The organism is Stenotrophomonas sp. LMG 10879 (assembly GCF_002750935.1).
Lineage (GTDB): Bacteria > Pseudomonadota > Gammaproteobacteria > Xanthomonadales > Xanthomonadaceae > Stenotrophomonas > Stenotrophomonas lactitubi_B.
Genome location: NZ_PEJT01000002.1, coordinates 160,712 through 182,682, shown reverse-complemented (window position 1 = coordinate 182,682; position 21,971 = coordinate 160,712). Strand labels below are relative to the sequence as shown.

Sequence of the window (21,971 nt, the reverse complement as noted above, 5' to 3'; positions counted from 1 at the left end):
AGCCGACCATAGGGTCGGCTCTACAGGATCAAGCCTCGCGCATGCGCCGGGCGATGGCGCTGCTGGCCGCGATGGTCGCCGTCAGCGCCACCATCGACAGGAACTGCAGGCGCGTATGCGCTTCACTCAGCAGCAGGCCGAAAATCAACGCAAGGATGCCCAGCGCGCAGACGGTCAGCCACGGGAAGCCCGCCATGCGGAACGGCAGGCGCGTGCCCAGGCGGTCGGCGCGACGGCGCAGCACCAGCTGCGAGACCAGCGACAGCGTCCACACCAGCAGGCAGGTGGAACCGACGATGTTCAGCAGCACCGGCAACACCTTGTCCGGGAACAGCAGTTCCATGATGGTGGCAGCGAAGCCGAACAGGACGCTGGCCAGCACCGCGATCACCGGCACCTGGCGCGGGTCGGTCCAGCCCAGCACGGCCGGTGCTTCGCGGCGTTGCGCCAGCGAATACATCATGCGCGAGGCGCCGTAGAGATTGGCGTTGAGCGCCGACAGCAGGGCGATCACCGCGATCAGAGTGATGGCCGTGGCTGCCCCCGGGATATTGGCGACATCGAGAACCGCGGCGAACGGCGACTTCAGCGCTTCACTGGTCCATGGCACCACGGCGATGATCACGCTCAGCGAACCGATGTAGAACACCAGGATGCGCCAGGCAACGGTGCGGATGGCACGGGCGATGCTGCGCTCGGGGTCTTCGGTCTCCGCCGCCGCGACGGCCACGATCTCGGTGCCGCCGAAGGCGAACACCACCACCAGCAGCGCCGCACCGATACCGGCCAGGCCCTTCGGCGCGAAGCCACCGTGCTCGGTGAAGTTGCTCAGGCCCGGCGAGGCCACCTGCGGCAGCCAGCCCATCAGCAGCGCCACGCCAACGGCGATGAAGGCCAGGATCGCCGCCACTTTGAGGATGGCGAACCAGAATTCGAACTCACCGAAGTTCTTCACCCCGAGCAGGTTGATCGCGGTGAAGAACAACATGAAGGCCAGTGCCGCCATCGGTACCGGCACCACCGGCCAGACCGTGGCCAGCAATCCGGCCGCGCCCACCGCCTCGGCGGCGATGACGATGACCAGCTGCACCCACCACAGCCAGCCCACGGTGGCGCCGGCGGTGGCGCCCATGGCATCGGCCGCATACACCGAGAACGCACCGCTGGTCGGCTTGGCGGCGGCCATTTCGCCCAGTGCGTTCATCACGATGATCACCAGCGCACCGGCCACCAGGTAGGACACCAGCACCGCCGGGCCGGCCGCCTGCACGCCTACGCCGGAGCCGAGGAACAGGCCGGCGCCGATGGCGCTGCCCAGCCCCATCATGATCAGCTGGCGTGGCTTGAGCGAATGGCCGAGGCGGGAGGGCGAAGCGGTCTGATCGGGGGTGGCGGGCATCGGCAGGGCTGGCGGCGGCGACAAGGGCGACACCTTACCGTGTCCAGCCGCTGCGGGGATAGGCACAGCGCAGCAGGAAACTCAGGCCGGTACCGGCTCGCCGACATTGCCACCAATACGGGCCCGATAGGCGCGTGGTGAGAAACCGGTTTCAGCCTTGAACTTGCGGGTGAACGCGCTCTGGTCGCTGAAACCGCAGGCCTGGCCGATGCAGGCGATGCTCTCGTTGCCATGCAGCAGGTGCATGGCCATCTGGATCCGCAGCCGGGTCAGCACCTGCTGCGGGGTCATCTGGAACACCTTGCGGAAGCTGCGCTCCAGCTTGGACAACGAAAAACCGGTGATGTCCAGCAGAGTCTGCATCCGCACGTTCTCGGCGTAGTGCGTATTGAGGTGCGCCAGGGCCAGCCGCAGCTGCTCGTACTGGGTGCCCAGGCTGTCCTTCTGGCCGAGGTCGCGGGAGATGCCGATCAGCCCTTCCACCTGCCCGTCGACCACCAGCGGGCGCTTGCAGGTCAGGCACCAGCCCGGTTCGCGGTTGGCGAACAGGTGCAGCTCCATCAGGTTCTCGATCACCTCGCCGGACAGCACGCGGGCGTCCTGGTCGACATAGTCCGCACTCAGGCCGGTGGGGTAGATCTCGGCTGCGGTGCGGCCGATCACGTCCTTGCGCGCACGCAGGCCCAGCCGTCGCAGCATGGTCTGGTTGACGTAGGTGTAGCGGCCCTGGCGGTCCTTCATGAAGAACAGCACGTCCGGAATGGCGTCGAACAGGGCTTCGATGTCGGCGGGTTCGACTCGCATGCGGCAAGCATACCCGAGCCGCCGATTTGTCTGCGCGTTCACTCCCACGGGACCCTGCATTAACGCCGACGGCGCCAGTGTCTGGGGTCTGCCCCCTACCCGCTCCAGGAGATCCTCCATGGCCGCCAGCAAGCCGACCGGCAAGCGCGCTCCCGCCACCCCCGCCGCCGACCGTGACAGCCGCGGCCAGGGCGATGAACTGCATCAACTGGCGGGAGGAGAACATCCGGTACTGACCAGCAACCAGGGCATCCCGGTTGCCGACAACCAGAATTCCCTGCGCCAGGGGCCGCGTGGCCCGACCCTGCTGGAGGACTTCCTGCTGCGCGAGAAGATCACCCACTTCGACCACGAGCGCATTCCCGAGCGCATCGTCCACGCGCGCGGTTCGGCCGCCCATGGCTTCTTCGAACTGACCAAGTCGCTGGGCAAGGTGACGCGGGCCAAGATCCTCACCGAAGTCGGGGTGAAGACGCCGGTGTTCACCCGCTTCTCCACCGTCGCCGGCGGCGCCGGTTCGGTCGACACCCCGCGCGACGTGCGCGGCTTCGCGGTGAAGTTCTACACGAAGGAAGGCAACTGGGACCTGGTCGGCAACAACATCCCGGTGTTCTTCATCCAGGATGCGATCAAGTTCCCCGACCTGATCCATGCGGTGAAGATGGAACCGGACCGCGCGTTCCCGCAGGCCGCCAGCGCGCACGACACGTTCTGGGATTTCGTCTCGCTGATGCCCGAATCGATGCACATGATCATGTGGGCGATGAGCGACCGCACGATTCCGCGCTCGCTGCGCACCATCGAAGGCTTCGGCATCCACAGCTTCCGCCTGCTGGATGACGAAGGAAACTCCACCTTCGTCAAATTCCACTGGCGGCCGAAGCTGGGGCTGCAGTCCACGATCTGGGACGAGGCGCTGAAACTGCAGGCCGCCGACAACGATTTCCACCGCCGCGACCTGTTCGAAGCGATCCAGCGTGGCGACTTCCCCGAGTGGGAGCTGGCGGTGCAGTTGTTCAGCGAGGAACAGGCCGACGGCTTCCCGTTCGACCACTTGGACCCGACCAAGATCATCCCCGAGTCGCTGGTGCCGCTGCAGGTGATCGGACGCATGGTGCTGGACCGATGGCCGGACAACTTCTTCGCCGAGACCGAGCAGGTTGCGTTCTGCCCGGCCAACGTGCCGCCCGGCATCGACTTCAGCAACGATCCGTTGCTGCAGGGACGGCTGTTCTCCTATCTGGATACCCAGCTGATCCGCCTGGGCGGGCCGAACTTCAACCAGATCCCGATCAACGCACCGAAGTGCCCGTTCGCCAACCACCAGCGCGATGGCCACATGCAGATGCAGGTGCCGAAGGGACGCGTAGCCTACGATCCCAGTTCGCTGCAGGAGGACAGCCCGCGCGAGACCCCCGCCGGTTTCCGCAGCCACGCCAGCGCCGATGACGGGCGCAAGGGCCGCACCCGTGCAGAAAGCTTTGCCGACCACTACAGCCAGGCACGGATGTTCTTCCGCAGCCTGGAAAAACCGGAACAGGCGCACCTGGCCTCGGCGCTGGTGTTCGAGCTGTCGAAGGTGGAAACGGAGAAGGTGCGCGTGCGCACCGTCAGCCATCTGCGCAACATCGACGAAGGACTGGCCAAACGCGTGGCCGATGGGCTGGCCCTGCGTACCCTGCCCGACCCGGCACCGACGGCAACCCCCGCTCAGGACCTGCCCGTCGCCCCCGAAGTACGGGTGATCGGCCGCAACAAGCCAGTGCTGCAGGGGCGCTGCATCGGCATCCTGTTCGATGAAGGTTCCGATGCACGAGTGATCGCCAACCTGCGCAAAGCCGCTGAAAAGGCCGGCGCCAGCGTCAAGCTGGTCGCACCGAAAGTCGGTGGCGCCACGCTCAGCGACGGCAAGGTGCAGGCCGCCGATGGACAGCTGGCCGGTACCCCGTCGGTGGTGTTTGATGCCGTGGCCGTGGTGCTGAGTGCCGACGCCGGCAAAGCGCTGGCCAAGGAAGCGGCGGCCGTTGGCTTCGTCAGCGACGCCTGGGCGCACCTGAAAGCCATCGCCAGTGACGAAGGCGCACAGGCGCTGCTGAAAGCAGCGCGCGTCGGCAACGATGCCGGCACCGTCGAGGCGGAAGACAGCAAGGCGTTCCTTGCCGCTGCCGCTACCCGACAGTGGGCGCGCGAGCCGAAGCTGCGCCTGCTGGCCTGATCATCCGACAGGAGAACGCTCATGCCCCGAGGTGACAAATCCGCCTATACCGACAAGCAGAAGCGCCAGGCCGAGCACATCGAAGAGAGCGAGCGCGAGCGCGGTGCCAGCGAAGGCACCGCAGAGCGTATCGCCTGGGCTACCGTGAACAAGCAGGATGGCGGTGGCAAGCGCAGCGGCAGCGCGCGCAAGGAAACGAAGAAGGTAGTCAAAAAGGCAACTGCGAAGAAGACTTCGGCCAGCAAGGCGCCTGCAAAGAAGGTGGCGAAGACGACCGCTGCGAAGAAGACGCCTGCAAAGAACGCTGCCACCAGGAAGTCTGCTGCAAAGAAGGCGCTGAAGAAGGCTCCTGCGAAGCAGTCAGCTGCAAAGAAGGCGACCGCCAGGACGGCAACGCAGAAGACCGCCTCACGCAGCACCGCAGCAAAGAAGGCCGCGAAGACACGTGCGGCAAACAAGGCGGTACGCAAGACCGCGGCGAAGAAGGCCGCACGTACCCGCGCCGGTAGTTAGCCGGTAGCGGGCAGCGCCCTCCCCCAACCGGCCACCACCGCGGCGGCCGGGTCGGCGCAGGCCTGCAGCAGCAGATGCGGCCCTTCCAGGGCAATGTGCCGCGCATCCGGCAAAAGAACCTGCAGCTCGGCCACGCTCGGCGGCCACAGCAACCGGTCCTGACGCGCCTGCAGGCACAGCGTCGGCACCGTGATCTGCGGCAGCAACCCGCGTACGTCCACCCGCAGGGTCGCTGCGGCGCGCTGCCGCAACGTGGCCGCCGGGAGCTGAGCCAACACATCGTGCAGCATCGACAGGTGCTGGCAGTTGCGCCATCGCCCCAGCAACAGGCGTGACAGCAATGCCACAGGAGGCATCGGCCAGGCCGGCGACAGCAGTGCCGCGCCGGCTGCCGGCATTGGCACGGGCCGACGCGCGAAAGTCGCGGCCAGCACCAGTCCGCGCAGGCCGGCGGGCTGTCGTGCGGCGAGTTGAATCGCCAAGGGGCCTAAGAAAGACTCGGCAAGCAGTACGAATGGTTGGTGTGGCAGCTGCGGCCACAGCCATTCGGCAAGCGTGGCGTAACCCTGCCCTCCTTGCGCAGGCAGCGCGATCGCCTGCGTCGTCAGCCCATGAGCCTGCAGTGCGGACAGGAATGAGGTCGACATCCTGCCGGTGCCATCCAGGCCAGGCAGCATCACTACGTGCAGCGGCGTGGTCGACGCGGCATCACCGCCCTGCTTTTCCTCGCGTCCAATTCCCATGCCATCTCCTTTGCTGGCAAGCATCACCCGGATCGGCGGGCGAAGAAACCTCTTCTTTGGCGCTCCCCTGCTGTGCCGGTCAAGGTTGCGCGATACTGGCGGCTTCGCCGCAGGATGCGGCTACCCGGGAGAGCTGTTGATGCGATGGACCTACGCACTGGCCATGATGGCCCTGATGCTGCCACTGACCACCTTTGCCGGCGATGGCTGGATAAATGGCGACGGCAAGGCGGTGCCGCAGACCGATGCCATGAAGTCCAGGGATGGATTTGCGGCATCACTGCTGGTCACCTCCGACGCCGATTGGCGGGCCAAGTGGGAAACTCCAGCGGACACCACGCCGAACTTCACCGAGGCCAGCGACGTGCAGCTGGGCGGAGAGTTGTTCGTACTGACGTTCCTGTCCAACCCGCAACTGGGCGAGGATGGCGCAGCCAAGGTCCACTGCGACGTGCGCATGCTGCGCCCGGACGGCAGCGCCAGCGCGGATGAGCGCGATGTTCCCTGCTTCACCGCCCGTCTGCCGGGTCCACCCACCTTGTTGTACATGACCAACGTGCAGCTGAAATTCGTCGCCGAGGCAGGTGATCCGAAGGGCACGTGGACCGCACAGGTGGTGGTCAGGGATCTGTTGCGGGGTGTGAGCCTGCCGCTGCAGTCGCGCTTCGAGGTCCGTTGAAAGGAGGCCTGCGGATGAAGAAGCGACGACTCCTTAGCTGGGCCGGCCTGGCGCTGTGCGTGGCCTACCTGCTGTTTACCGCGTGGCTGGTTCATGGCGCACAGTCGGATGCGGACCCGAAAGGTACCTACATCCTGATGGCGCTGCCCATCACTCTGCAGTCTGCCGCGCTTGATGCCATCGGCGCAGGCGGCCTGTTGTACGGCAAGCCTTGGTCGACCGCGTATGCGGTGCTGGTTCCGCCAACGCTGCTGTTGCTGTACGCGGCTGGCTGGTTGATCGAACGCTCTGCGCGCGGGCGTTAGCTGTGCCCACTCGTTGCGTGCATTGACACCCTGCATGCGGGCCATCGCATGCAGGGCGTCATCCAACATCCAGCTACGGACTGCTTACGCCGCGCGCGCGGACACGGCGAGCTTGCGAACACCCTGCTCCAGCTGGAACACCGACACCGACGTGGTCAGCGCATGTGCCTGCTCCTCCAGCGCACGGCTGGCAGCGGTGGCTTCTTCCACCAGGGCCGCGTTCTGCTGGGTCACCTGGTCCATCTGCACCACTACCTGGTTGACCTGTTCGATGCCGGCCGCCTGTTCCTTGCTGGCGGCGGCGATATCGCTCATCAGCAAGGTGGTACGCGAGCTGGCCTGGGCCACGCGCGCAATCGCGGCTTCGGATTGCACGGTCACCGCCAGGCCGCTCTGCACCTTGGCGGCGGCGTCCTCGATCAATTCCTTGATCTCCTTGGCGGCCACACCCGCACGCTGGGCCAGCGTACGCACCTCACTGGCGACCACGGCAAAGCCACGGCCCTGTTCACCGGCACGCGCTGCTTCCACCGCGGCATTCAACGCCAGGATATTGGTCTGGAAGGCGATGCCATCGATCACCGTGGAGATCTCCGAAATGCGCGCGGAAGACTGATCGATCTCGCCCATCACCGTGGCCATCTGCGCCATGGCCTGCTCGGTCTCGCGCACGGCAACACCGGCCGCGTGCGCTTCGCTGTCGGCCTGGCGCGCCAGCTCGGCGTTCTGGCGCACGGTCGAGGTCAGCTCTTCCATCGAGGCAGCAGCCTCTTCCAGATTCGCGGCCTGCTGCTCGGTACGGCGCGACAGATCGTTGTTGCCGGCCGCCAGTTCCTGCGCCGCGTTGTTGATGCTGTCGGCGGCCACCTGGATGCCACGCACGATACCGGTCAGCTGCGTGGTAGTGGTATTGGCATCATCACGCATGCGCGCGAACACACCTTCGTACTCGCCGTCCATGCGCGCGGTGAGGTTGCCATGCGAGATGGCGCGCAGCACGTCGGAAACATCGGCGATGCTGGCCTGCGAGCTGGCCATCATGCCGTTGAGGTGGTTCACCATCGCCTGGAACTGGTACTGGAATGCTGCAGCGTCGCCACGCATGCTGAAGTCGCCAGCGCGCGCGGCACGGGCCAGTTCATCGATCTGCGCGTTGATCGCCATCAGGCTCTGCTTGACCGCCGCCAGGGTGCGGGTCAGCGTGCCCTTCTCGCCCGGGTACTCGGGCAGATCGCGGCTGAGATCGCCGATCGCATAGCGCTGCATCACCTCGGCCATCAGCAGCTGCACCTGCACGTGCGATTCAACCAGGTGATTGGTGGCCTGCACCATGCGGCCGAAGTCGCCGGGGAACGCGCTGGCATCCATCCGATAACGGATCGCACCGGCTTCATGCTGCTCGGCCATCTGCAGCTGCGCGCCGATCGCGGCCTGAACACTCTGGCGCACGCTGGCCATGGCCTCACCAAGCTGGGTCAGCTCGTCACGACCGCCAAGGCGGAATTCCTGGTCCAGTTCGCCCTTGGACAGGCGCTCGGCCAACTGCACCGCACGTGCCAGCGGGCCGGTCATGCTGCGGCCGATCAACACCGACGCGGCAACGCCGACCAGCAGGGCCACGCCGCCCAGCGCCAGCAGCTGCAGCAGGCTGCGCTCGCCCAGGCGGATGGCCTCGGCAGCGGCCTCGCGGCTTTCCTTTTCCTCATAGGCCACGCCGTCGGCCAGGGCCTTGTTCCAGCCATTGGCCGCTTCCTGCACCGGGCCCAGGGTCAGCGCCACGGCACCGGGGAAATCGCCCTGCTCCATCAGCTCACTGGTCTGCTTGTTGAGCGGACGGGCGAGCGCACGCTTGGCGGCGATGGTCTCGCCGATCACCTTGCCCTCAGCATCGCCGGGCAGGGCCTGGTAGGCAGTCCAGCTGGCCTCGTAGCGCTTGACCAGATCGGCGATGCGCTGCTCGTCGTTGGCACGGTCTTCGCCCTGGCGGATCAGCATCTCGCGACGCACGACCATCATCTGGTTGTTGGCATCGAGCATCTCCGACAGCAGCCGTACCTTGGCTACGCCAACCTCGACCACCTGCTCCATCGCGCGCTTCTGCACGGTGGTGGCGGTAGCGCCGGTGGCCACCACGGCGGCAACCAGCAGCAACAACAGGCCAAAGCCAAGCCCAAGACGCCAGGCAACCCTGACGTTCCTCAAGTAGTTCATGGGGTGAATCCAAAACGGGGGGGATGCGCCCATATCGGCCTGTCGACCGGGAATCTTGATCGCCCCACGCTCGCCTGCGTCGGAAGCCGTTCACCTTGGTGAGGTGCCACCCTCCCCTTCTGCGGTGGGTCTTTGGCGTAGCGATGCGACCCAGCTGCTCATGCCGGCATCAGTTCCTTTTCACGGCAGCTACGCAGCGTTTGCAGGCAGGGTGAAGGCGTTATCTGCCTGGAGATGCCCATGCCCGTATGCCGCCCCGCCCTGCTTGCGCTTTCGCTGCTGATGTCGCCCGCCTTCGCGCAGGCCCCGCCACCCGCCGGCCTGCCAGCACCGATTGCCGAGAAAGCAGGCCCTGACACGGCGGCGCACTCGCCCCTGCATGCGCAGGTCCTGCTCGACCGTGCGAATTTCTCTCCGGGCGAGATCGATGGCGAGGTGGGCAGCAACCAGCGGCGTGCGGTGTCCGGCTTCCAGGCTGCGCACGGGCTGACCGTCAGCGGTGAACTGGACGACGCTACCTGGAAAGCCCTGCAGGCCGATACGGTCACTCCGCTGGCCAGCTATACGCTGACCGCCGAAGACGTGGCCGGTCCGTTTGTCGCCATCCCGAAGAAGCCGGCCGAACAAGCCAAGCTGAAATCCCTGGGCTTCAGCAGTATCGAAGAATCACTGGGCGAGCGTTTCCATGCCGCCCCGGCGCTGCTGAAGGCCCTCAATCCCGGCGTGGATCTGAGCAAGGCCGGCACTCGCATCCAGGTGCCCAACATTGCGCCTGCCGCTTTGCCCAAAGCGGCCAAGCTGGTGGTCGACAAATCCGACTCCACCCTGCAACTGCTGGACGCGCAGGGCAAGGTGATCGCGCAGGTGCCGGTGTCGTCGGGCAGCGAGCATGACCCGCTGCCGATCGGTGAGTGGAAGATCCTCGGCGTGTACCCGGATCCGCCATTCCACTACAACCCGAAACTGTTCTGGGACGCAAAGAAGGGCGATCGCAAGGCGACGATTCCGCCCGGCCCGAACAATCCCGTCGGCCGGGTCTGGATCGACCTGTCCAAGCCGCATTACGGCCTGCACGGCACGCCGGTGCCCGGCCATGTCGGCAAGACTGAATCACACGGCTGCGTGCGCATGACCAACTGGGATGCATTGCGCGTGGCCGCGGCGGTGGATACCTCGGTTGTCGTGGTGATGCAGGAGTAAGCCGATGCGACTTGCGCAACTGATCGTGCTGGGACTGGTGATGGGCGTGGCCGCCGGATGGTGGCTGCAGCGCGATGGCGAGCCGTCCGATGACACGGCTGCCCGCCCCCTTACAGTGGCGCCGACTTCGGCTGCGGCGGACAAGGCCCCTGCCGTACCCGCGGAGCAGGCAGCGACGGCAATCGCTGCGCCCGCCCCAGCGGTAACGGGCGACACACCCTCCGGCCTGCTGCTGCCGGTACAGGGCATTGCGCCGTCGCAACTGCAGGACACCTTCACCGACGCACGCAGCGAAGGCCGTGTGCACGATGCCATCGACATCATGGCCGCTGCCGGCACGCCGGTGCTGGCCGTGGCCGATGGCCATGTCGAGAAACTGTTCGACAGCAAACGCGGCGGCCTCACCCTCTACCAGTTCGAACCCAGCGGCCGCTGGTGCTACTACTACGCACACCTGCAGCGCTACGCCGACGGCCTGGCCGAGAAGCAGACCATCAAGCGCGGTGATGTGATCGGCTACGTCGGCAGCACCGGCAATGCCAACCCCGAAGCGCCCCATCTGCATTTCGAAGTGCACACGCTGGGGCCGGAGAAGCAGTGGTGGAAGGGTGAGTCGCTCAACCCCTATCCGCTGCTGAAAAAAGGTGACGGAGGGGAATAAGCCGCAACCCGCACGTTCTTTTCGGGGCGCCTATACAGCGCGCGGACGCTGCCTGCGCAGCGCGATGGTGAAGATCACCAGTGCGATGCCGGGAATCAGCAGCAACAGCGCCACCAGTTTCCAGAAGAAGAACGGCCACAGCCAGATGTAGTCCAGGTCGGTCAGTTTCAGAAGATCCAGCGGCGGCTGCACTTCGATCGTTGCCGGCCTGCCGAGCAGCGCCGGCTCCACCTCCAGCACGGTCACCCGCAGCCAGGATCGGCCACGGGGCAATGCGTCACCGCGGCCATAGCCGAAGTACGCGGCGGTGAAACCTGCCGTTTCAACGGTTTCCACCCTGCGCACGACCTCCGTCGCGGGCGGGCCTGATCGCACGCTTGCGCGGAAGTCCGCGTGCTCGTTGGGCGTTTCGATGCGCATCAGCACGTCGGGATCGAGGGCCGGGTCGGTAGCGTTGGGCGGGTAGCGCAGCCGCAACCGCAGGCGATCGTCGATGAAGCGGTAGACCACAATCTCCGCGCTCGCACCGGGGCTCAGCACCAGCGGCAGGGTCTGCGTTCGTGAGGCCAGGTGGTTGGCCACAGCGCCCACCGCCAACACCACACAGGCGGCTGCCCATAAGCCCCAGAACACCCACAGGGTGATCCGCAGCACCCTCGCTCCCTTCATGCTGACGTCGCCGGTCATCGGTCCGCTTCCCTGCTGGCACGGCGTACACACTAACGAAAAAGCCCCGCGTTTGCGGGGCTTCTTCTTTCAGCGACGCCGGCCATGGCCCGGCGCTACCCGTGCGGCAGCATTGCCAGGCAGAGCCTGGCATTGCCGCATCACTCAGGCGAACGGATCCTGCAGGACCATGGTGTGGTCGCGGTCCGGGCCGGTGGAGACGATGCTGATCGGGCAACCGGCAAGCTCTTCCAGCGAACGCAGGTAGGCGCGTGCGGCCGGCGGCAGGTCGTCCCAGTTGGTGATGCCGTGGGTGTTCTCGGTCCAGCCCGGGAACTCCAGGTACACGGGGGTGCACTCTTCCCAGCCCTGCGCGTCCAGCGGCGCGTACTCGGTGCGCTTGCCGTTGTATTCGTAGGCGATGCAGACCTTCAGCTTTTCCATGCCGTCCAGCACGTCCAGCTTGGTGATGCACAGGCCGCTGATGCCGTTGATGGCCACCGCGCGCTTGAGGGCGACGATGTCCATCCAGCCGCAACGACGCGGGCGGCCGGTCGAGGCACCGTACTCGGCACCGCGGTCGCGGATGCCCTGGCCGATTTCATCGTCCAGCTCGGTCGGGAACGGGCCGCCGCCAACGCGGGTCGCGTAGGCCTTGGCGATGCCCAGCACGTAGTCGATCGCATCGGCGCCGACGCCGGCACCGGCCAGCGCACCACCGACGGTGGTGTTGGAGCTGGTGACGTACGGGTAGGTACCGTGGTCGATGTCCAGCAGCGCGCCCTGCGCACCTTCGAACAGCACGCGCTTACCCTGCTTGCGCAGGTCATGCAGGATGCCGGCAACGTCCGACTTCATCGGCTGCACGTACTCGCCGAAGGCCAGTGCCTCGTCGAAGGTCTTCTGGAAATCGACCGCATCGGTGTTCAGGTACTTGGTCAGCACGAAGTTGTGGTAATCCAGCGCGGTGCGCAGGAGTTCTTCCAGCTGCTTGGGGTAATGCAGGTCGGCGATGCGGATGCCGCGACGCGCCACCTTGTCTTCATAGGCCGGGCCGATGCCACGGCCGGTGGTGCCGATCGCCTTGCCGCCGGCAGCGCGTTCGCGCGCCTGGTCCAAGGCGATGTGGTACGGCATGATCAGCGGCGCGGCCGGGGAGATCTTCAGGCGCGAACGCACTTCCACGCCGGAGGTTTCCAGCTCGGCGATTTCCTTCTGCAGCGCAGCCGGCGAGATCACCACGCCGTTGCCGATCAGGCACAGCGCATCGTCACGCAGGATGCCCGACGGGATCAGGTGCAGGACGGTCTTCTTGCCGTTGATGACCAGGGTGTGGCCGGCATTGTGGCCGCCCTGGAAGCGCACGACCGCGCCGATTTCCTCAGTGAGCAGATCGACGATCTTGCCCTTGCCTTCATCGCCCCACTGGGCACCAAGCACTACGACAGACTGACCCATGACGGGTTCCTCTATTTGTTGCGGCCATCGGGGCCGCGGACGGGTAAACCGCAGCGGGGCTGGCCAGCGCTTGGGTGGCGGCTCCAAACGGGGAGCGGCCGGCGATGGAAGGCCCAGACACGGAAAAAGCCGAACGGGGGAGGCCCGTCCGGCTTTTGTGCATTATCCGGGTTTCCGGGGTCCGGTGCCACCTTTCCGACGGGCGGCTTCACCGGCCGGTCAGGCGCTGCCTGCTGTAGAGCCGAGCCCATGCTCGGCTGCCGTCCCGCCGCTGCGCGGCGCCGCCCGAGCATCGGCTCAGGCGCTACGGGCCAGTTAGTGCCGCACCCACCACAGCAGGCTCAGCCCGGCCAGCAGGACCAGGCCACCGAAGCTGCGCAGGGCCGGGCTGGGCAGGTCCAGCAGGCGTTCGGCCATGCGCTTCCAGGCCACGGGGGCCGCAAACAGCAACAGGCCTTCCAGCACCGCGACCAGGCAGACGGCGGCGAACAGATCTTTCATGGGGAACTCCGGAAAAGCACGGGGCCCGGCGTTTGGCCGGGCCCCGTGAGGTACTGCCGTGCGGTCTCAGCGATCGTTCTTGAGGTACTGCAGGAACGGGTCGTTCTTGTCCAGCACGATCACGCCGTTGCCGTCGGTCATCGAGCCGCGATAGGCCTCGAGGCTGCGGTAGAACGCGTAGAACGACGGGTCGGCCGAACCGGCCTTGCCATAGATGCGCGCAGCCTCGGCATCGCCTTCACCGCGCAGGCGCTGGGCATCGCGTTCGGCCTCTGCGATCAGCACGGTGCTGTCACGGTCGGCCTGGGCACGGATGGTCAGCGACTGCTCTTCGCCTTCGGCGCGCAGCTTGGCGGCTTCCTGCTTGCGCTGGGCGCGCATGCGCTCGTACACGTCATTGATCACCTGGCTGTCGGTCGGCAGGTCCACCTGCTTGATGCGCAGGTCGATCATCTGCATGCCCAGGCCGGCAACGGCTTCGTTGATCCCCTTCAGCTGCTCGGCGATCAGCTCGCTGCGGTCGCCGGAGACCAGCTGCTGCAGGGTGCGCGAGTTGATCTGGTTGCGCAGCGAGTCGGTGATGATCGGTGCCAGGCGGGCATTGGCGATACGCGGATCGCCGCCGGTGGCACGGAAGTAATCACCCACGTTGGAGATGTAACCGATGGCGAAGAAGTCGACGCTGACGTCCTTCTGCTCGGCCGTGAAGTAGCGGGCCGGCGCGGTGTCCAGCACCTGGAAGCGGCGATCAAACACCCGCACCGTTTCCACCACCGGCAGCTTGAAGTGCAGGCCCGGCTTGATGTCCGAACGCACCACCTTGCCCAGGTTCAGGACCATGGCGGTCTGGTCCTCGCGGACCACATACACCGAGCCCAGCAGGCCCAGCAGCCCCGCTACGACAACGGCAATCCAGATTGAATTTTTCATCGGCTGCCCTCCTCACGGCCGCTCGAACGCCCGGTCGGGCGGCCCACCGGCCGGCCCGGGTCACGGGAAGCTTCCACTGCCGTGGTACCCGGCAGCGACGGCATCACCACCTCCGGGTTCGTCACCCCCGGCGGCGCCGAGATGGTGGCACGGGTATCGCCGGTCATCGGCACGTAGATCAGCTGGCGGCCATCGCCACCAATGACCTTGCGGTTCTCGCTCAGCACCTGCTGCACCGTTTCCAGCCACAGCCGCTTGCGGGTAACTTCCGGTGCGTCCTTGTACTGGGCCTGCAGCAGGCTGAAGCGCTGGCCATCACCCTCGGCCTTGGACACAACGGCCTGCTTGTAGCCCTCGGCGGTGGTACGGGCACGCGAGGCCTGGCCACGCGCTTCAGGCACGACCTTGGCCGCATAGGCCTGGGCTTCGTTGATCAGGCGCTCCTTGACCTGCTGGGCACCGTTGACCTCGTCGAAGGCCGGCTTGACCTCCTCCGGCGGACGGGCGTCCTGCAGGGTCAGGCCGGTCACGGTCAGACCGGTCTTGAAGGCACGCAGCAATGTCTGCAGGCGCTCTTCAGCGGCCACGGCCAGCGGGCCACGGTTGTTCAGTACGGCGTTGAGGTCGGCGCGGCCGACTTCCTCGCGCACCGCGCTCTGCGCCGACTGCTCCAGCACCTGGTTGGCATCGACAGTGCCGAACAGATACTGCTGCGGGTCATCGATGCGGTACTGCACGTTCAACGAGACGTTGACGATGTTCTCGTCGCGGGTCAGCACCGGCACCTGGATCGAGAAGGTCTTGATCTCGGTGGCGTTGACCTTGGTGACCGATTCGATCGGCCAGGGCAACTTGAAGTTCGGGCCTGGGGTCAGGATGCGCGAGAACTGGCCGAAGCGCAGCACGACGCCACGCTGCTGTTCGCCGATCAGCTGGAAGCTGGAGAACAGCACCAGCAGGACCACCGCTGCCACCACCCAACGCAGGATGCCGCCATCGAACAGGTCCTTCAGCGGTCCGGGCAATCCGCCCCAGCCGCCACCATTGCCACCGCCGCGCGACCCGAACGGCCCGCGTCGATTGTCCTCGGGACCTTGTCCGCCCTTGTTGCCGCCGGGTGTATTCCAGGCCATGCACGCTCCATCAAGATGTGGGCTGCGACGCGGGCCCTTCCCGCAACGCCAGCCATGAACCATTACCGATCATACAAGATGGGGCTGACCGGCAGGATTGAAAGGGTCCGGAACGGGTAAGGTGGCGTTTTCCTTGAAGTCAGGCAGCGCCGATGGCCCCCACCACCCCGTTCACCGCCTTCCGCATCGAAAAAGACGACGCCGGCTACCGCAGCGGCCTGGTGCCGCTGAGCCTGGACGACCTTAACCCCGGCCAGGTGCTGATCCGCGCGCACTGGTCCTCGGTCAACTACAAGGATGCCCTGGCCGGCACCGGCAAAGGCCGGATCCTGCGGCGCTTCCCGCTGGTGGGCGGCATTGACGTGGCCGGCACGGTGGTCGCCTCCACCGATCCGGCCTGGCGCGAGGGCGATGCGGTCCTGGCCACCGGCTGCGGCCTCAGCGAAACCCGCGATGGCGGCTACAGCCAGTACGTGCGACTGGAATCGAGCGCGGTCATCGCCCAGCCGGCGGGCCTGAGCCCACGCGAGGCGATGGTGCTGGGCACCGCAGGTTTCACCGCTGCGCTGGCCCTGCTGCGCCTGCAGGACAACCGGCAGACGCCCGAGCTGGGGCCACTGGCGGTCACCGGCGCCAGCGGTGGGGTCGGTGCCCTGGCCGTGGACATCTTCAGCCGCGCCGGCTATGCCGTGCACGCGATCAGCGGCAAACCGGAGCAGACCGACTTCCTGCGCGCCATCGGTGCTGCCGAAGTGCTGCCGCGTGATGCCCTTGCCGACACCGGGCCGCTGCAGTCGGCACGCTTCGGCGGTGGCCTGGACAACGCCGGCGGGCCGATGCTGGCCAGCCTGCTGGCACAGACCGTGCCCTATGGCAGCGTGGTCAGTGCGGGCCTGGCCGCCAGCCCGACCCTGGAGATGACGGTAATGCCGTTCATCCTGCGCGGTGTCTCGCTGCTGGGTGTGTCGTCGGCCAATGCCCCGCGCGCACTTCGCGAAGAAGTGTGGGCTCGCCTGGGCGACGCGTGGAAGCCGCAGCACCTGGACCGCATCTGCACTGCCGAAGTCGGCCTGGACGGCCTGCCCGCGGTGTTCGATCGCATGTTGGCGGGCGGCTCGCTTGGCCGCACGGTGGTGCGGATCGACTGAACGTCGCAGGCAGGCGACGGACGGCAGCTGTCGCCCTCCCGCCAACAGGATGCCGGCACTACACTTCCGGCATCACATGGGGAACAACATGGCACGCATTCTGATCGTCGACGACTCACCGTCGCAGCTGTTGGGGATACAGCGCATCGTCGAGAAGCTCGGGCACCAGATCCTGACCGCCACCGATGGCGCGGCCGGGGTGGAGACCGCCAAGGCCGAGCTGCCCGACCTGGTGCTGATGGACGTGGTGATGCCCAACCTCAATGGCTTCCAGGCCACCCGCACCCTCGCCCGCGATGAAGCGACCCGGCACATTCCGGTGATCCTGGTGACCACCAAGGACCAGGACACCGACCGCATGTGGGGCATGCGCCAGGGCGCCAAGGCCTACATCACCAAGCCGTTCTCGGAAGACGAACTGTCCGAAGTGCTGGAGCGGGTGTTCGCCGGCCAGGGCTGACACACCGCCCTGGTAGATGCCAACCTTGGTTGGCACGCCTTTGCCCTTGGTAGGTGCCAACCTTGGTTGGCACGTCTTTGCCGGCCAACGGCCGGCACTACCGCAAGGCGTGCGGACCAAGGTCCGCACCCACGAAGCAGATCTCAGATCGTTTCGCCAAACGCCTTGGCCAGATTCCGATAGGCCTTCTTCTGCGCCTCATCCGTCGCCGCCGGGGCGACAATCTCCAGCTCGACGATCTGATCGCCGTCCGGGCTGCCCGGCAGGCCACGCCCACGCAGGCGCAGCTTGCGACCGGCATCGGAGTCGGCCGGGATCTTCAGCTCCACCGCTCCGCCCAGCGTCGGCACGCTGATGCTGGTGCCCAACGCCGCCTGCCACGGGGTGACCGGCAGCGTGTACAGGATATTGCGGCCGTCGACCTCGAACTGCGGATGGGCGGCGTATTCGACCTCCAGCAGCAGGTTGCCGCCGTGGTTGCCCTGCCCGGCCAGGCGGATCACCTGCCCGGGACGGATGCCCTTGGGCACGCGCACGTCCAGCTGTTTGCCGTTGACGGTGATGCGCAGGCTGTCGCCGTTGTAGGCCGCCTCCAGCGGTACCGACAGCTTGGCCCGGGTGTCGCGGTTGGGTGCATGGCCGTGGCTGCTGAAGCCCGGACCGGGGCCCGCGCCCTGGCCGCCGCGCTGGCGCGCGAACAGGCTCTCGAAGAAGTCGCTGAAGCCCCCGTTGGGGCCACCGCCACCACCACCGAACACTTCCTCGAAATTGAAACCGCCGCCGCCGTAGTTCGGCGGCACGTTGAATTCCTCGCCCGGGCGATAGCCCTGCGCGCGCAGCTGGTCATAGGCCGCGCGCTTCTCGGGATCGCGCAGCGCCTCGTAGGCCTCATTGATGGCCTTGAACTTGTCTTCGGCCCCGGTCTCCTTGCTGACGTCCGGGTGGTACTTGCGTGCCAGCCGGCGATAAGCGGTCTTGATTTCCGCCTCGCCCGCGCTCGGTTCCACCCCCAGGGTGGCGTAATAATCCTTGAATTCCATCCAGCTACCTCGATTCGCTTCGGCGGCGCCGGTGGCGCCACCCCGGGTTCATTCTACGCGCCGGCGATGCTACGCCGCCGGTCGTGCGGCAACGGTGAGGCCGACTGATCCAGCGCAATGCGCCTGCCATCGCCCTGCCCCATGCTGTGGCTGAGAGCCCCCGCAGACGACGGAAATGGGGTGTATACATGGGTTTTCCAATGTCTTGACGCGTCCGTCCCCTCCTGGCCCCTACCCTCACCCAGCAAGGAGTTCCCATGACCATCCATGTCGGCGACCGCATTCCGGAAGTCACCCTCAAGCGCATCCGCGAAGGCATCGAGACCCTCGATACCCACGCCCTGTTCGACGGGCGCAAGGTGGTGCTGTTCGCCGTGCCCGGCGCATTCACCCCCACCTGTTCGGCCCGCCACCTGCCGGGCTACGTGGAAACGTTCGACGCCTTCCGCAAGCGCGGCATTGACGTGTACTGCATGGCGGTCAACGATCCGTTCGTGATGAAGGCCTGGGCCACCGACCAGCACGTGCCCGAAGGCCTGCTGATGTTGTCCGACGGCAACGCCGAACTGACCCGTGCGCTTGGCCTGGAGCTGGATGCAAGCTCGTCCGGCATGGGCATCCGTTCGCGCCGCTTTGCCCTGTACGTGGTGGACGGCACGGTACGCGCAGCCTGGATCGAGGAACCCGGACAGTTCGAGGTGTCTTCGGCCGAGCATGTGCTGGAGCACCTTCCCACTTGAACCCCTGACTACAAAGGAAACCGGCCAGCCATGTCCAACAAGCCAGCCAAATCCAGCAACGCCTCTCCGTCCGCCAGGATCGATGGCATCAGCGATCGCCAGACGCTGCGCGAGCGGGCGCGGAAGAACATCAAGGATGGTGCGATCACCGACAGCTACAGCGCCGACCGCAAGGTGGTGATCAAGCTGCTGAACGATGCTCTGGCCACCGAATATGTGTGCGTGCTGCGCTACTACCGCCACTATTTCATGGCCAAGGGCATGCTGGCCGATGCGGTGAAGGCCGAGTTCCTGGAGCACGCGCAGCAGGAGCAGGCACATGCCGGCAAACTGGCCGAACGCATCGTCCAGCTCGGCGGCGAGCCGGACCTCAATCCGGACACGCTGACCGCACGCTCGCACGCCGAATACAAGGAAGGCAGCGACCTGCGCGACATGGTCCGCGAGAACCTGGTGGCCGAGCGCATCGCCATCGACAGCTACCGCGAGATGATCAACTTCATCGGCGACAGCGATACCACCACCAAGCGCATTCTGGAAGAGATCCTGGCGCAGGAAGAAGAACACGCCGACGAATTCGCCGACCTGCTGGAGGGGTGGATCGGGGAATAGCCGCCGCCATCCCCCCCTGTAGAGCCGAGCCCATGCTCGGCTGATCGCCGCACGTGCGTCGCGGAAGCAGCCGAGCATGGGCTCGGCTCTACGACAGCGGGGCCGGCCTACCGGAAGCGCCAATCAAGGTCGGCAGCTACCTGAGGACGTTGAACCGTACCTGCGTCCAGGCGCCGTCGGCGGCCAGCGCGGTCAACGTATGCGCACCCGGATCAGCAAACTCGCGCTGCATCAGCTGCGCACCGCGCGTCTGCGCGATCCAGCGGCCATCCAGCAGCCAATCCACGGCCTGCTCGCTGCCCAATGCGCGCAGCTGCAGGCGTACACCGTGCTCGGCATTCGGCGCACGCGCCAGCGTCGCGCCCTCGTTGAGGCCATCGATATGCAGGGCCACGCTGGCCTCACGACCATCGTCGCGGCAGTCCGCTGACAGCGCGGGAAGCTGTGAGGCGTCGCGTGTGGCCTTGGGTAGCCAGGGTGACAACAGCGCCGGCCACCGCGCGATCTCACGCGCGACTTCGTCATGCGGTGCGCTGCAGTCAGCGGATACCCGCAGGCCGGTGCGCGCGTCGGCCAGGTAACGCTGCCGACCGGGCTGCCAACGCCGCGCGTCGCGCTCCGGGAACGTCGGCGGCGCCGCACCGTCCAGCAGGTAGGCCGACAGCCGTCGCTGGCAGAGCGCGGTGGGCAACGCGTCGGCCAACTCGCCAGTAGGCCAGCAGATGTCCGCCTGGGTCACGCTGGCCGGCATCGGCGCGGCCGCTGCATCACCGCGCTGGCGCGGCAGGCTGTCGACCACTTCGAACATCAGCGGCAATGCGGTGACCGCACCGTACTGGCCCGGCAACGGCGTGCCATCGGGCCGCCCCACCCACACGCCCACGGTGTAATGGCGGGTGCTGCCGATCGCCCACGCATCGCGGTAGCCATAGCTGGTGCCGGTCTTCCAGGCCACGCGCGGGCGCCCGCCAACATCGAACGTGCCAACGCCGTAACCCGGGCGCGGGTTCGATTCCAGCATCTCGCGCACGATCCAGCTGGCACCGGGCGACGCCAGCCGGCGCTCGATCATCGGTTCGTCATCGGTATAGCGCACGCGGCCGGCAATACCGTTGCGATTGAGTGCGGCAAACGCACCGACCAGGTCTTCCAGGCGCGCGCCGGTGCCGCCAAGTATCAGCGACAGATTCGGCGAGCTGCCCGGCGGGAAACGCAGTTGGATACCGGCATGCGACAGCCGCGCGGCAAAGCGCGCAGCACCCACCCGCTGCAGCAGGTCGACCGACGGCACGTTCAGCGACAGACGCAAGGCACTGGCAGCGCTGATCGGCCCGTTGAAGGCCATGTCGAAGTTGCCTGGCCGGTAATTGCCGAAACTCTGCGGTGCATCCACCAGCAGGCTCTCGGAATGGATCAGGCCATCATCCAGTGCCATCGCGTACAGGAACGGCTTCAGCGTGGAGCCCGGGGAACGCCAGGCCTGCACCATGTCCACGTGGCCCAGCCGTTGCCGATCACCGAAAGACAGCGTGCCGACGTAAGCACGCGCCTGCAGGGTCTGGTTGTCGACCACCAGCAGCGCCGCCGAGGTGCGCTCGGGCAGCGTGGAGAAATAGCTGGCCACGCGCTCTTCAAGGGTGCGCTGCAGGCCGATGTCGATGCTGCTCTGGATCCGCGCCTGCCCGGGATGCGCGGAGTGCAGGCGCTGAGCCAGCAGTGCGGCATGCAGCGGCGGACGCAGCGAGCGTGCAACCACGTTCTCGATGCGTGCGTCTTCCACTTCGTCCGGTGTCCACGCGCCGAGCTCGGCCATCCGTGCCAGCACCTTGTCGCGTGCCTTCTGTGCCGCTTCGGGATGGCGGTCCGGGCGCAGCCGGCTGGGCGCCTGTGGCAGCACCGCCAGCAGTGCGGCTTCGGCATGCGACAGCTGCGCGGCGGGTTTGCCCAGATAGGCCCAGCTGGCCGCTTCCACGCCCTCGATGGTGCCACCGTAGGGTGCGCGCTCCAGATACAACGCGAGGATCTCGCGCTTGGACAGGTGCACTTCCAGCTGCACCGCACGCAGCATCTGCTTCAGCTTGCCCCACGGCGTGCGCGTATGCGGATCGAGGATGCGCGCCACCTGCATGGTCAGGGTCGAACCACCGGAGACGATGCGTCCACCGCGCAGCAACTGGCCGCTGGCACGCAGGATCGCCAGCGGATTGATGCCCGGGTGCTGCCAGAACCAGCGATCCTCGTAGGTCAGCAGCGCCTGCAGGTACAGCGGCGAAACGCTGTCGACCGACGCCGGATAGCGCCACACGCCTTCGGCGTCGGCGAACGCACGCAACGGGCTGCCGTCAGCGGCAACCACCAGCGTGCTGGTGTCGCGCTGCTTCGGCAACGGTGGCGGGAAGACGACATCCAGCACCAGCAACAGCGCCAGCAATGCAGCCGTGCCCCAGCGCAGCCACGGCCACAGCGGTTGCAGCCGCTGCCGCAGTCGCGGCAGCCGCGTTTTCAGCGATCCCACCTTCATCCACGGCATCCTGTGGGACGGGCCGCGCCGTC

21 protein-coding genes are annotated in these 21,971 nt (G+C 66.6%); 10 read left to right on the top strand and 11 right to left on the bottom strand.

Features of this window, described 5'->3' with window-relative positions; all coding sequences use genetic code 11:
- Window positions 1–28 precede the first annotated feature (28 nt).
- Complete coding sequence (locus tag CR919_RS03640) at window positions 29–1,399, bottom strand: amino acid permease (RefSeq protein WP_099819108.1); 1,371 nt, start codon at window positions 1,397–1,399, stop codon at window positions 29–31.
- An 81-nt stretch (window positions 1,400–1,480) separates the two neighbouring features.
- A complete protein-coding gene (locus CR919_RS03635) occupies window positions 1,481–2,203 on the bottom strand; it encodes an AraC family transcriptional regulator (protein ID WP_099818914.1) in 723 nt (240 codons plus the stop codon).
- Between the two features lie 118 nt (window positions 2,204–2,321).
- On the opposite strand from CR919_RS03635, the gene CR919_RS03630 reads away from it, so the two are divergent.
- Together CR919_RS03630 and CR919_RS03625 are read left to right on the top strand one after the other, a co-directional pair.
- Entirely contained in the window at window positions 2,322–4,418 is a 2,097-nt protein-coding gene (locus CR919_RS03630) for a catalase (protein WP_099818913.1), read from the top strand.
- 21 nt (window positions 4,419–4,439) lie between these two features.
- Complete coding sequence (locus CR919_RS03625) at window positions 4,440–4,931, top strand: hypothetical protein (RefSeq protein ID WP_099818912.1); 492 nt, start codon at window positions 4,440–4,442, stop codon at window positions 4,929–4,931.
- Here CR919_RS03625 and CR919_RS03620 read toward each other — a convergent pair.
- Window positions 4,928–5,674: an alpha/beta hydrolase gene (locus CR919_RS03620; RefSeq protein ID WP_099818911.1), complete on the bottom strand. Its 747-nt coding sequence runs from the start codon at window positions 5,672–5,674 to the stop codon at window positions 4,928–4,930. The genes CR919_RS03625 and CR919_RS03620 overlap by 4 nt on opposite strands.
- 139 nt (window positions 5,675–5,813) lie before the next feature.
- Here CR919_RS03620 and CR919_RS03615 point away from each other — a divergent pair, with 139 nt between their 5' ends.
- Together CR919_RS03615 and CR919_RS03610 are read left to right on the top strand one after the other, a co-directional pair.
- On the top strand, window positions 5,814–6,353 hold the full coding sequence (locus tag CR919_RS03615) for a hypothetical protein (RefSeq protein WP_099818910.1): 540 nt from the start codon (window positions 5,814–5,816) through the stop codon (window positions 6,351–6,353).
- A 14-nt stretch (window positions 6,354–6,367) separates the two neighbouring features.
- A complete protein-coding gene (locus CR919_RS03610) occupies window positions 6,368–6,658 on the top strand; it encodes a hypothetical protein (protein ID WP_099818909.1) in 291 nt (96 codons plus the stop codon).
- A gap of 84 nt (window positions 6,659–6,742) precedes the next feature.
- Here CR919_RS03610 and CR919_RS03605 read toward each other — a convergent pair whose 3' ends face one another.
- Window positions 6,743–8,869 (bottom strand): methyl-accepting chemotaxis protein, encoded by a 2,127-nt coding sequence (locus CR919_RS03605; protein WP_099818908.1) that lies wholly within the window; start codon window positions 8,867–8,869, stop codon window positions 6,743–6,745.
- Between the two features lie 234 nt (window positions 8,870–9,103).
- On the opposite strand from CR919_RS03605, the gene CR919_RS03600 reads away from it, so the two are divergent.
- Window positions 9,104–10,069, top strand: coding sequence for a L,D-transpeptidase (locus tag CR919_RS03600; protein ID WP_099818907.1), 966 nt, complete (start codon window positions 9,104–9,106; stop codon window positions 10,067–10,069).
- A gap of 4 nt (window positions 10,070–10,073) precedes the next feature.
- On the top strand, window positions 10,074–10,730 hold the full coding sequence (locus CR919_RS03595) for a peptidoglycan DD-metalloendopeptidase family protein (protein WP_099818906.1): 657 nt from the start codon (window positions 10,074–10,076) through the stop codon (window positions 10,728–10,730).
- 30 nt (window positions 10,731–10,760) lie between these two features.
- Here the strand turns inward: CR919_RS03595 and CR919_RS03590 are convergent, their stop codons facing one another.
- From CR919_RS03590 to hflK, 5 genes are all read right to left on the bottom strand, one after another.
- On the bottom strand, window positions 10,761–11,399 hold the full coding sequence (locus CR919_RS03590; protein WP_099819107.1) for a hypothetical protein: 639 nt from the start codon (window positions 11,397–11,399) through the stop codon (window positions 10,761–10,763).
- 162 nt (window positions 11,400–11,561) lie between these two features.
- On the bottom strand, window positions 11,562–12,854 hold the full coding sequence (locus CR919_RS03585) for an adenylosuccinate synthase (protein ID WP_025877044.1): 1,293 nt from the start codon (window positions 12,852–12,854) through the stop codon (window positions 11,562–11,564).
- A gap of 315 nt (window positions 12,855–13,169) precedes the next feature.
- On the bottom strand, window positions 13,170–13,355 hold the full coding sequence (locus tag CR919_RS03580) for a DUF2065 family protein (RefSeq protein WP_089236459.1): 186 nt from the start codon (window positions 13,353–13,355) through the stop codon (window positions 13,170–13,172).
- Window positions 13,356–13,421: 66 nt separating this feature from the next.
- On the bottom strand, window positions 13,422–14,285 hold the full coding sequence (locus tag CR919_RS03575; RefSeq protein ID WP_099818905.1) for a protease modulator HflC: 864 nt from the start codon (window positions 14,283–14,285) through the stop codon (window positions 13,422–13,424).
- Window positions 14,282–15,418, bottom strand: a complete 1,137-nt coding sequence (gene hflK / locus CR919_RS03570) for an FtsH protease activity modulator HflK (RefSeq protein ID WP_099818904.1) — start codon at window positions 15,416–15,418, stop codon at window positions 14,282–14,284. Before hflK ends, CR919_RS03575 begins: the two co-directional genes overlap by 4 nt.
- 152 nt (window positions 15,419–15,570) lie before the next feature.
- Between hflK and CR919_RS03565 the strand changes: the two genes are divergently transcribed.
- Entirely contained in the window at window positions 15,571–16,566 is a 996-nt protein-coding gene (locus CR919_RS03565; protein ID WP_099818903.1) for a YhdH/YhfP family quinone oxidoreductase, read from the top strand.
- 88 nt (window positions 16,567–16,654) lie between these two features.
- Window positions 16,655–17,026, top strand: a complete 372-nt coding sequence (gene pilH, locus CR919_RS03560; RefSeq protein ID WP_005410644.1) for a twitching motility response regulator PilH — start codon at window positions 16,655–16,657, stop codon at window positions 17,024–17,026.
- A 143-nt stretch (window positions 17,027–17,169) separates the two neighbouring features.
- Here pilH and CR919_RS03555 read toward each other — a convergent pair whose 3' ends face one another.
- Window positions 17,170–18,066 (bottom strand): DnaJ C-terminal domain-containing protein, encoded by an 897-nt coding sequence (locus CR919_RS03555; RefSeq protein ID WP_099818902.1) that lies wholly within the window; start codon window positions 18,064–18,066, stop codon window positions 17,170–17,172.
- Window positions 18,067–18,323: 257 nt separating this feature from the next.
- On the opposite strand from CR919_RS03555, the gene CR919_RS03550 reads away from it, so the two are divergent.
- Both CR919_RS03550 and CR919_RS03545 read left to right on the top strand, forming a co-directional pair.
- Complete coding sequence (locus CR919_RS03550; protein ID WP_099818901.1) at window positions 18,324–18,806, top strand: peroxiredoxin; 483 nt, start codon at window positions 18,324–18,326, stop codon at window positions 18,804–18,806.
- Between the two features lie 30 nt (window positions 18,807–18,836).
- Window positions 18,837–19,418, top strand: a complete 582-nt coding sequence (locus CR919_RS03545) for a ferritin-like domain-containing protein (protein WP_099818900.1) — start codon at window positions 18,837–18,839, stop codon at window positions 19,416–19,418.
- Between the two features lie 136 nt (window positions 19,419–19,554).
- On the opposite strand, the gene pbpC is transcribed toward CR919_RS03545, so the two are convergent.
- A complete protein-coding gene (gene pbpC / locus CR919_RS03540) occupies window positions 19,555–21,939 on the bottom strand; it encodes a penicillin-binding protein 1C (RefSeq protein WP_099818899.1) in 2,385 nt (794 codons plus the stop codon).
- Window positions 21,940–21,971: the final 32 nt, after the last annotated feature.

Bases quoted from the DNA above. Each gene is read 5' to 3' on its own strand.
- CR919_RS03610 (WP_099818909.1), top strand. From the start codon at position 6,368: ATGAAGAAGCGACGACTCCTTAGCTGGGCCGGCCTGGCGCTGTGCGTG.
- CR919_RS03575 (WP_099818905.1), bottom strand. From the start codon at position 14,285: ATGAAAAATTCAATCTGGATTGCCGTTGTCGTAGCGGGGCTGCTGGGC.
- pbpC (WP_099818899.1), bottom strand. From the start codon at position 21,939: ATGAAGGTGGGATCGCTGAAAACGCGGCTGCCGCGACTGCGGCAGCGG.
- CR919_RS03630 (WP_099818913.1), top strand. From the start codon at position 2,322: ATGGCCGCCAGCAAGCCGACCGGCAAGCGCGCTCCCGCCACCCCCGCC.
- CR919_RS03585 (WP_025877044.1), bottom strand. From the start codon at position 12,854: ATGGGTCAGTCTGTCGTAGTGCTTGGTGCCCAGTGGGGCGATGAAGGC.
- CR919_RS03565 (WP_099818903.1), top strand. From the start codon at position 15,571: ATGGCCCCCACCACCCCGTTCACCGCCTTCCGCATCGAAAAAGACGAC.
- CR919_RS03615 (WP_099818910.1), top strand. From the start codon at position 5,814: ATGCGATGGACCTACGCACTGGCCATGATGGCCCTGATGCTGCCACTG.
- CR919_RS03595 (WP_099818906.1), top strand. From the start codon at position 10,074: ATGCGACTTGCGCAACTGATCGTGCTGGGACTGGTGATGGGCGTGGCC.
- CR919_RS03635 (WP_099818914.1), bottom strand. From the start codon at position 2,203: ATGCGAGTCGAACCCGCCGACATCGAAGCCCTGTTCGACGCCATTCCG.
- CR919_RS03550 (WP_099818901.1), top strand. From the start codon at position 18,324: ATGACCATCCATGTCGGCGACCGCATTCCGGAAGTCACCCTCAAGCGC.
- CR919_RS03600 (WP_099818907.1), top strand. From the start codon at position 9,104: ATGCCCATGCCCGTATGCCGCCCCGCCCTGCTTGCGCTTTCGCTGCTG.
- CR919_RS03555 (WP_099818902.1), bottom strand. From the start codon at position 18,066: ATGGAATTCAAGGATTATTACGCCACCCTGGGGGTGGAACCGAGCGCG.
- CR919_RS03580 (WP_089236459.1), bottom strand. From the start codon at position 13,355: ATGAAAGATCTGTTCGCCGCCGTCTGCCTGGTCGCGGTGCTGGAAGGC.
- CR919_RS03605 (WP_099818908.1), bottom strand. From the start codon at position 8,869: ATGAACTACTTGAGGAACGTCAGGGTTGCCTGGCGTCTTGGGCTTGGC.
- CR919_RS03640 (WP_099819108.1), bottom strand. From the start codon at position 1,399: ATGCCCGCCACCCCCGATCAGACCGCTTCGCCCTCCCGCCTCGGCCAT.
- CR919_RS03625 (WP_099818912.1), top strand. From the start codon at position 4,440: ATGCCCCGAGGTGACAAATCCGCCTATACCGACAAGCAGAAGCGCCAG.
- pilH (WP_005410644.1), top strand. From the start codon at position 16,655: ATGGCACGCATTCTGATCGTCGACGACTCACCGTCGCAGCTGTTGGGG.
- hflK (WP_099818904.1), bottom strand. From the start codon at position 15,418: ATGGCCTGGAATACACCCGGCGGCAACAAGGGCGGACAAGGTCCCGAG.
- CR919_RS03590 (WP_099819107.1), bottom strand. From the start codon at position 11,399: ATGAAGGGAGCGAGGGTGCTGCGGATCACCCTGTGGGTGTTCTGGGGC.
- CR919_RS03620 (WP_099818911.1), bottom strand. From the start codon at position 5,674: ATGGGAATTGGACGCGAGGAAAAGCAGGGCGGTGATGCCGCGTCGACC.
- CR919_RS03545 (WP_099818900.1), top strand. From the start codon at position 18,837: ATGTCCAACAAGCCAGCCAAATCCAGCAACGCCTCTCCGTCCGCCAGG.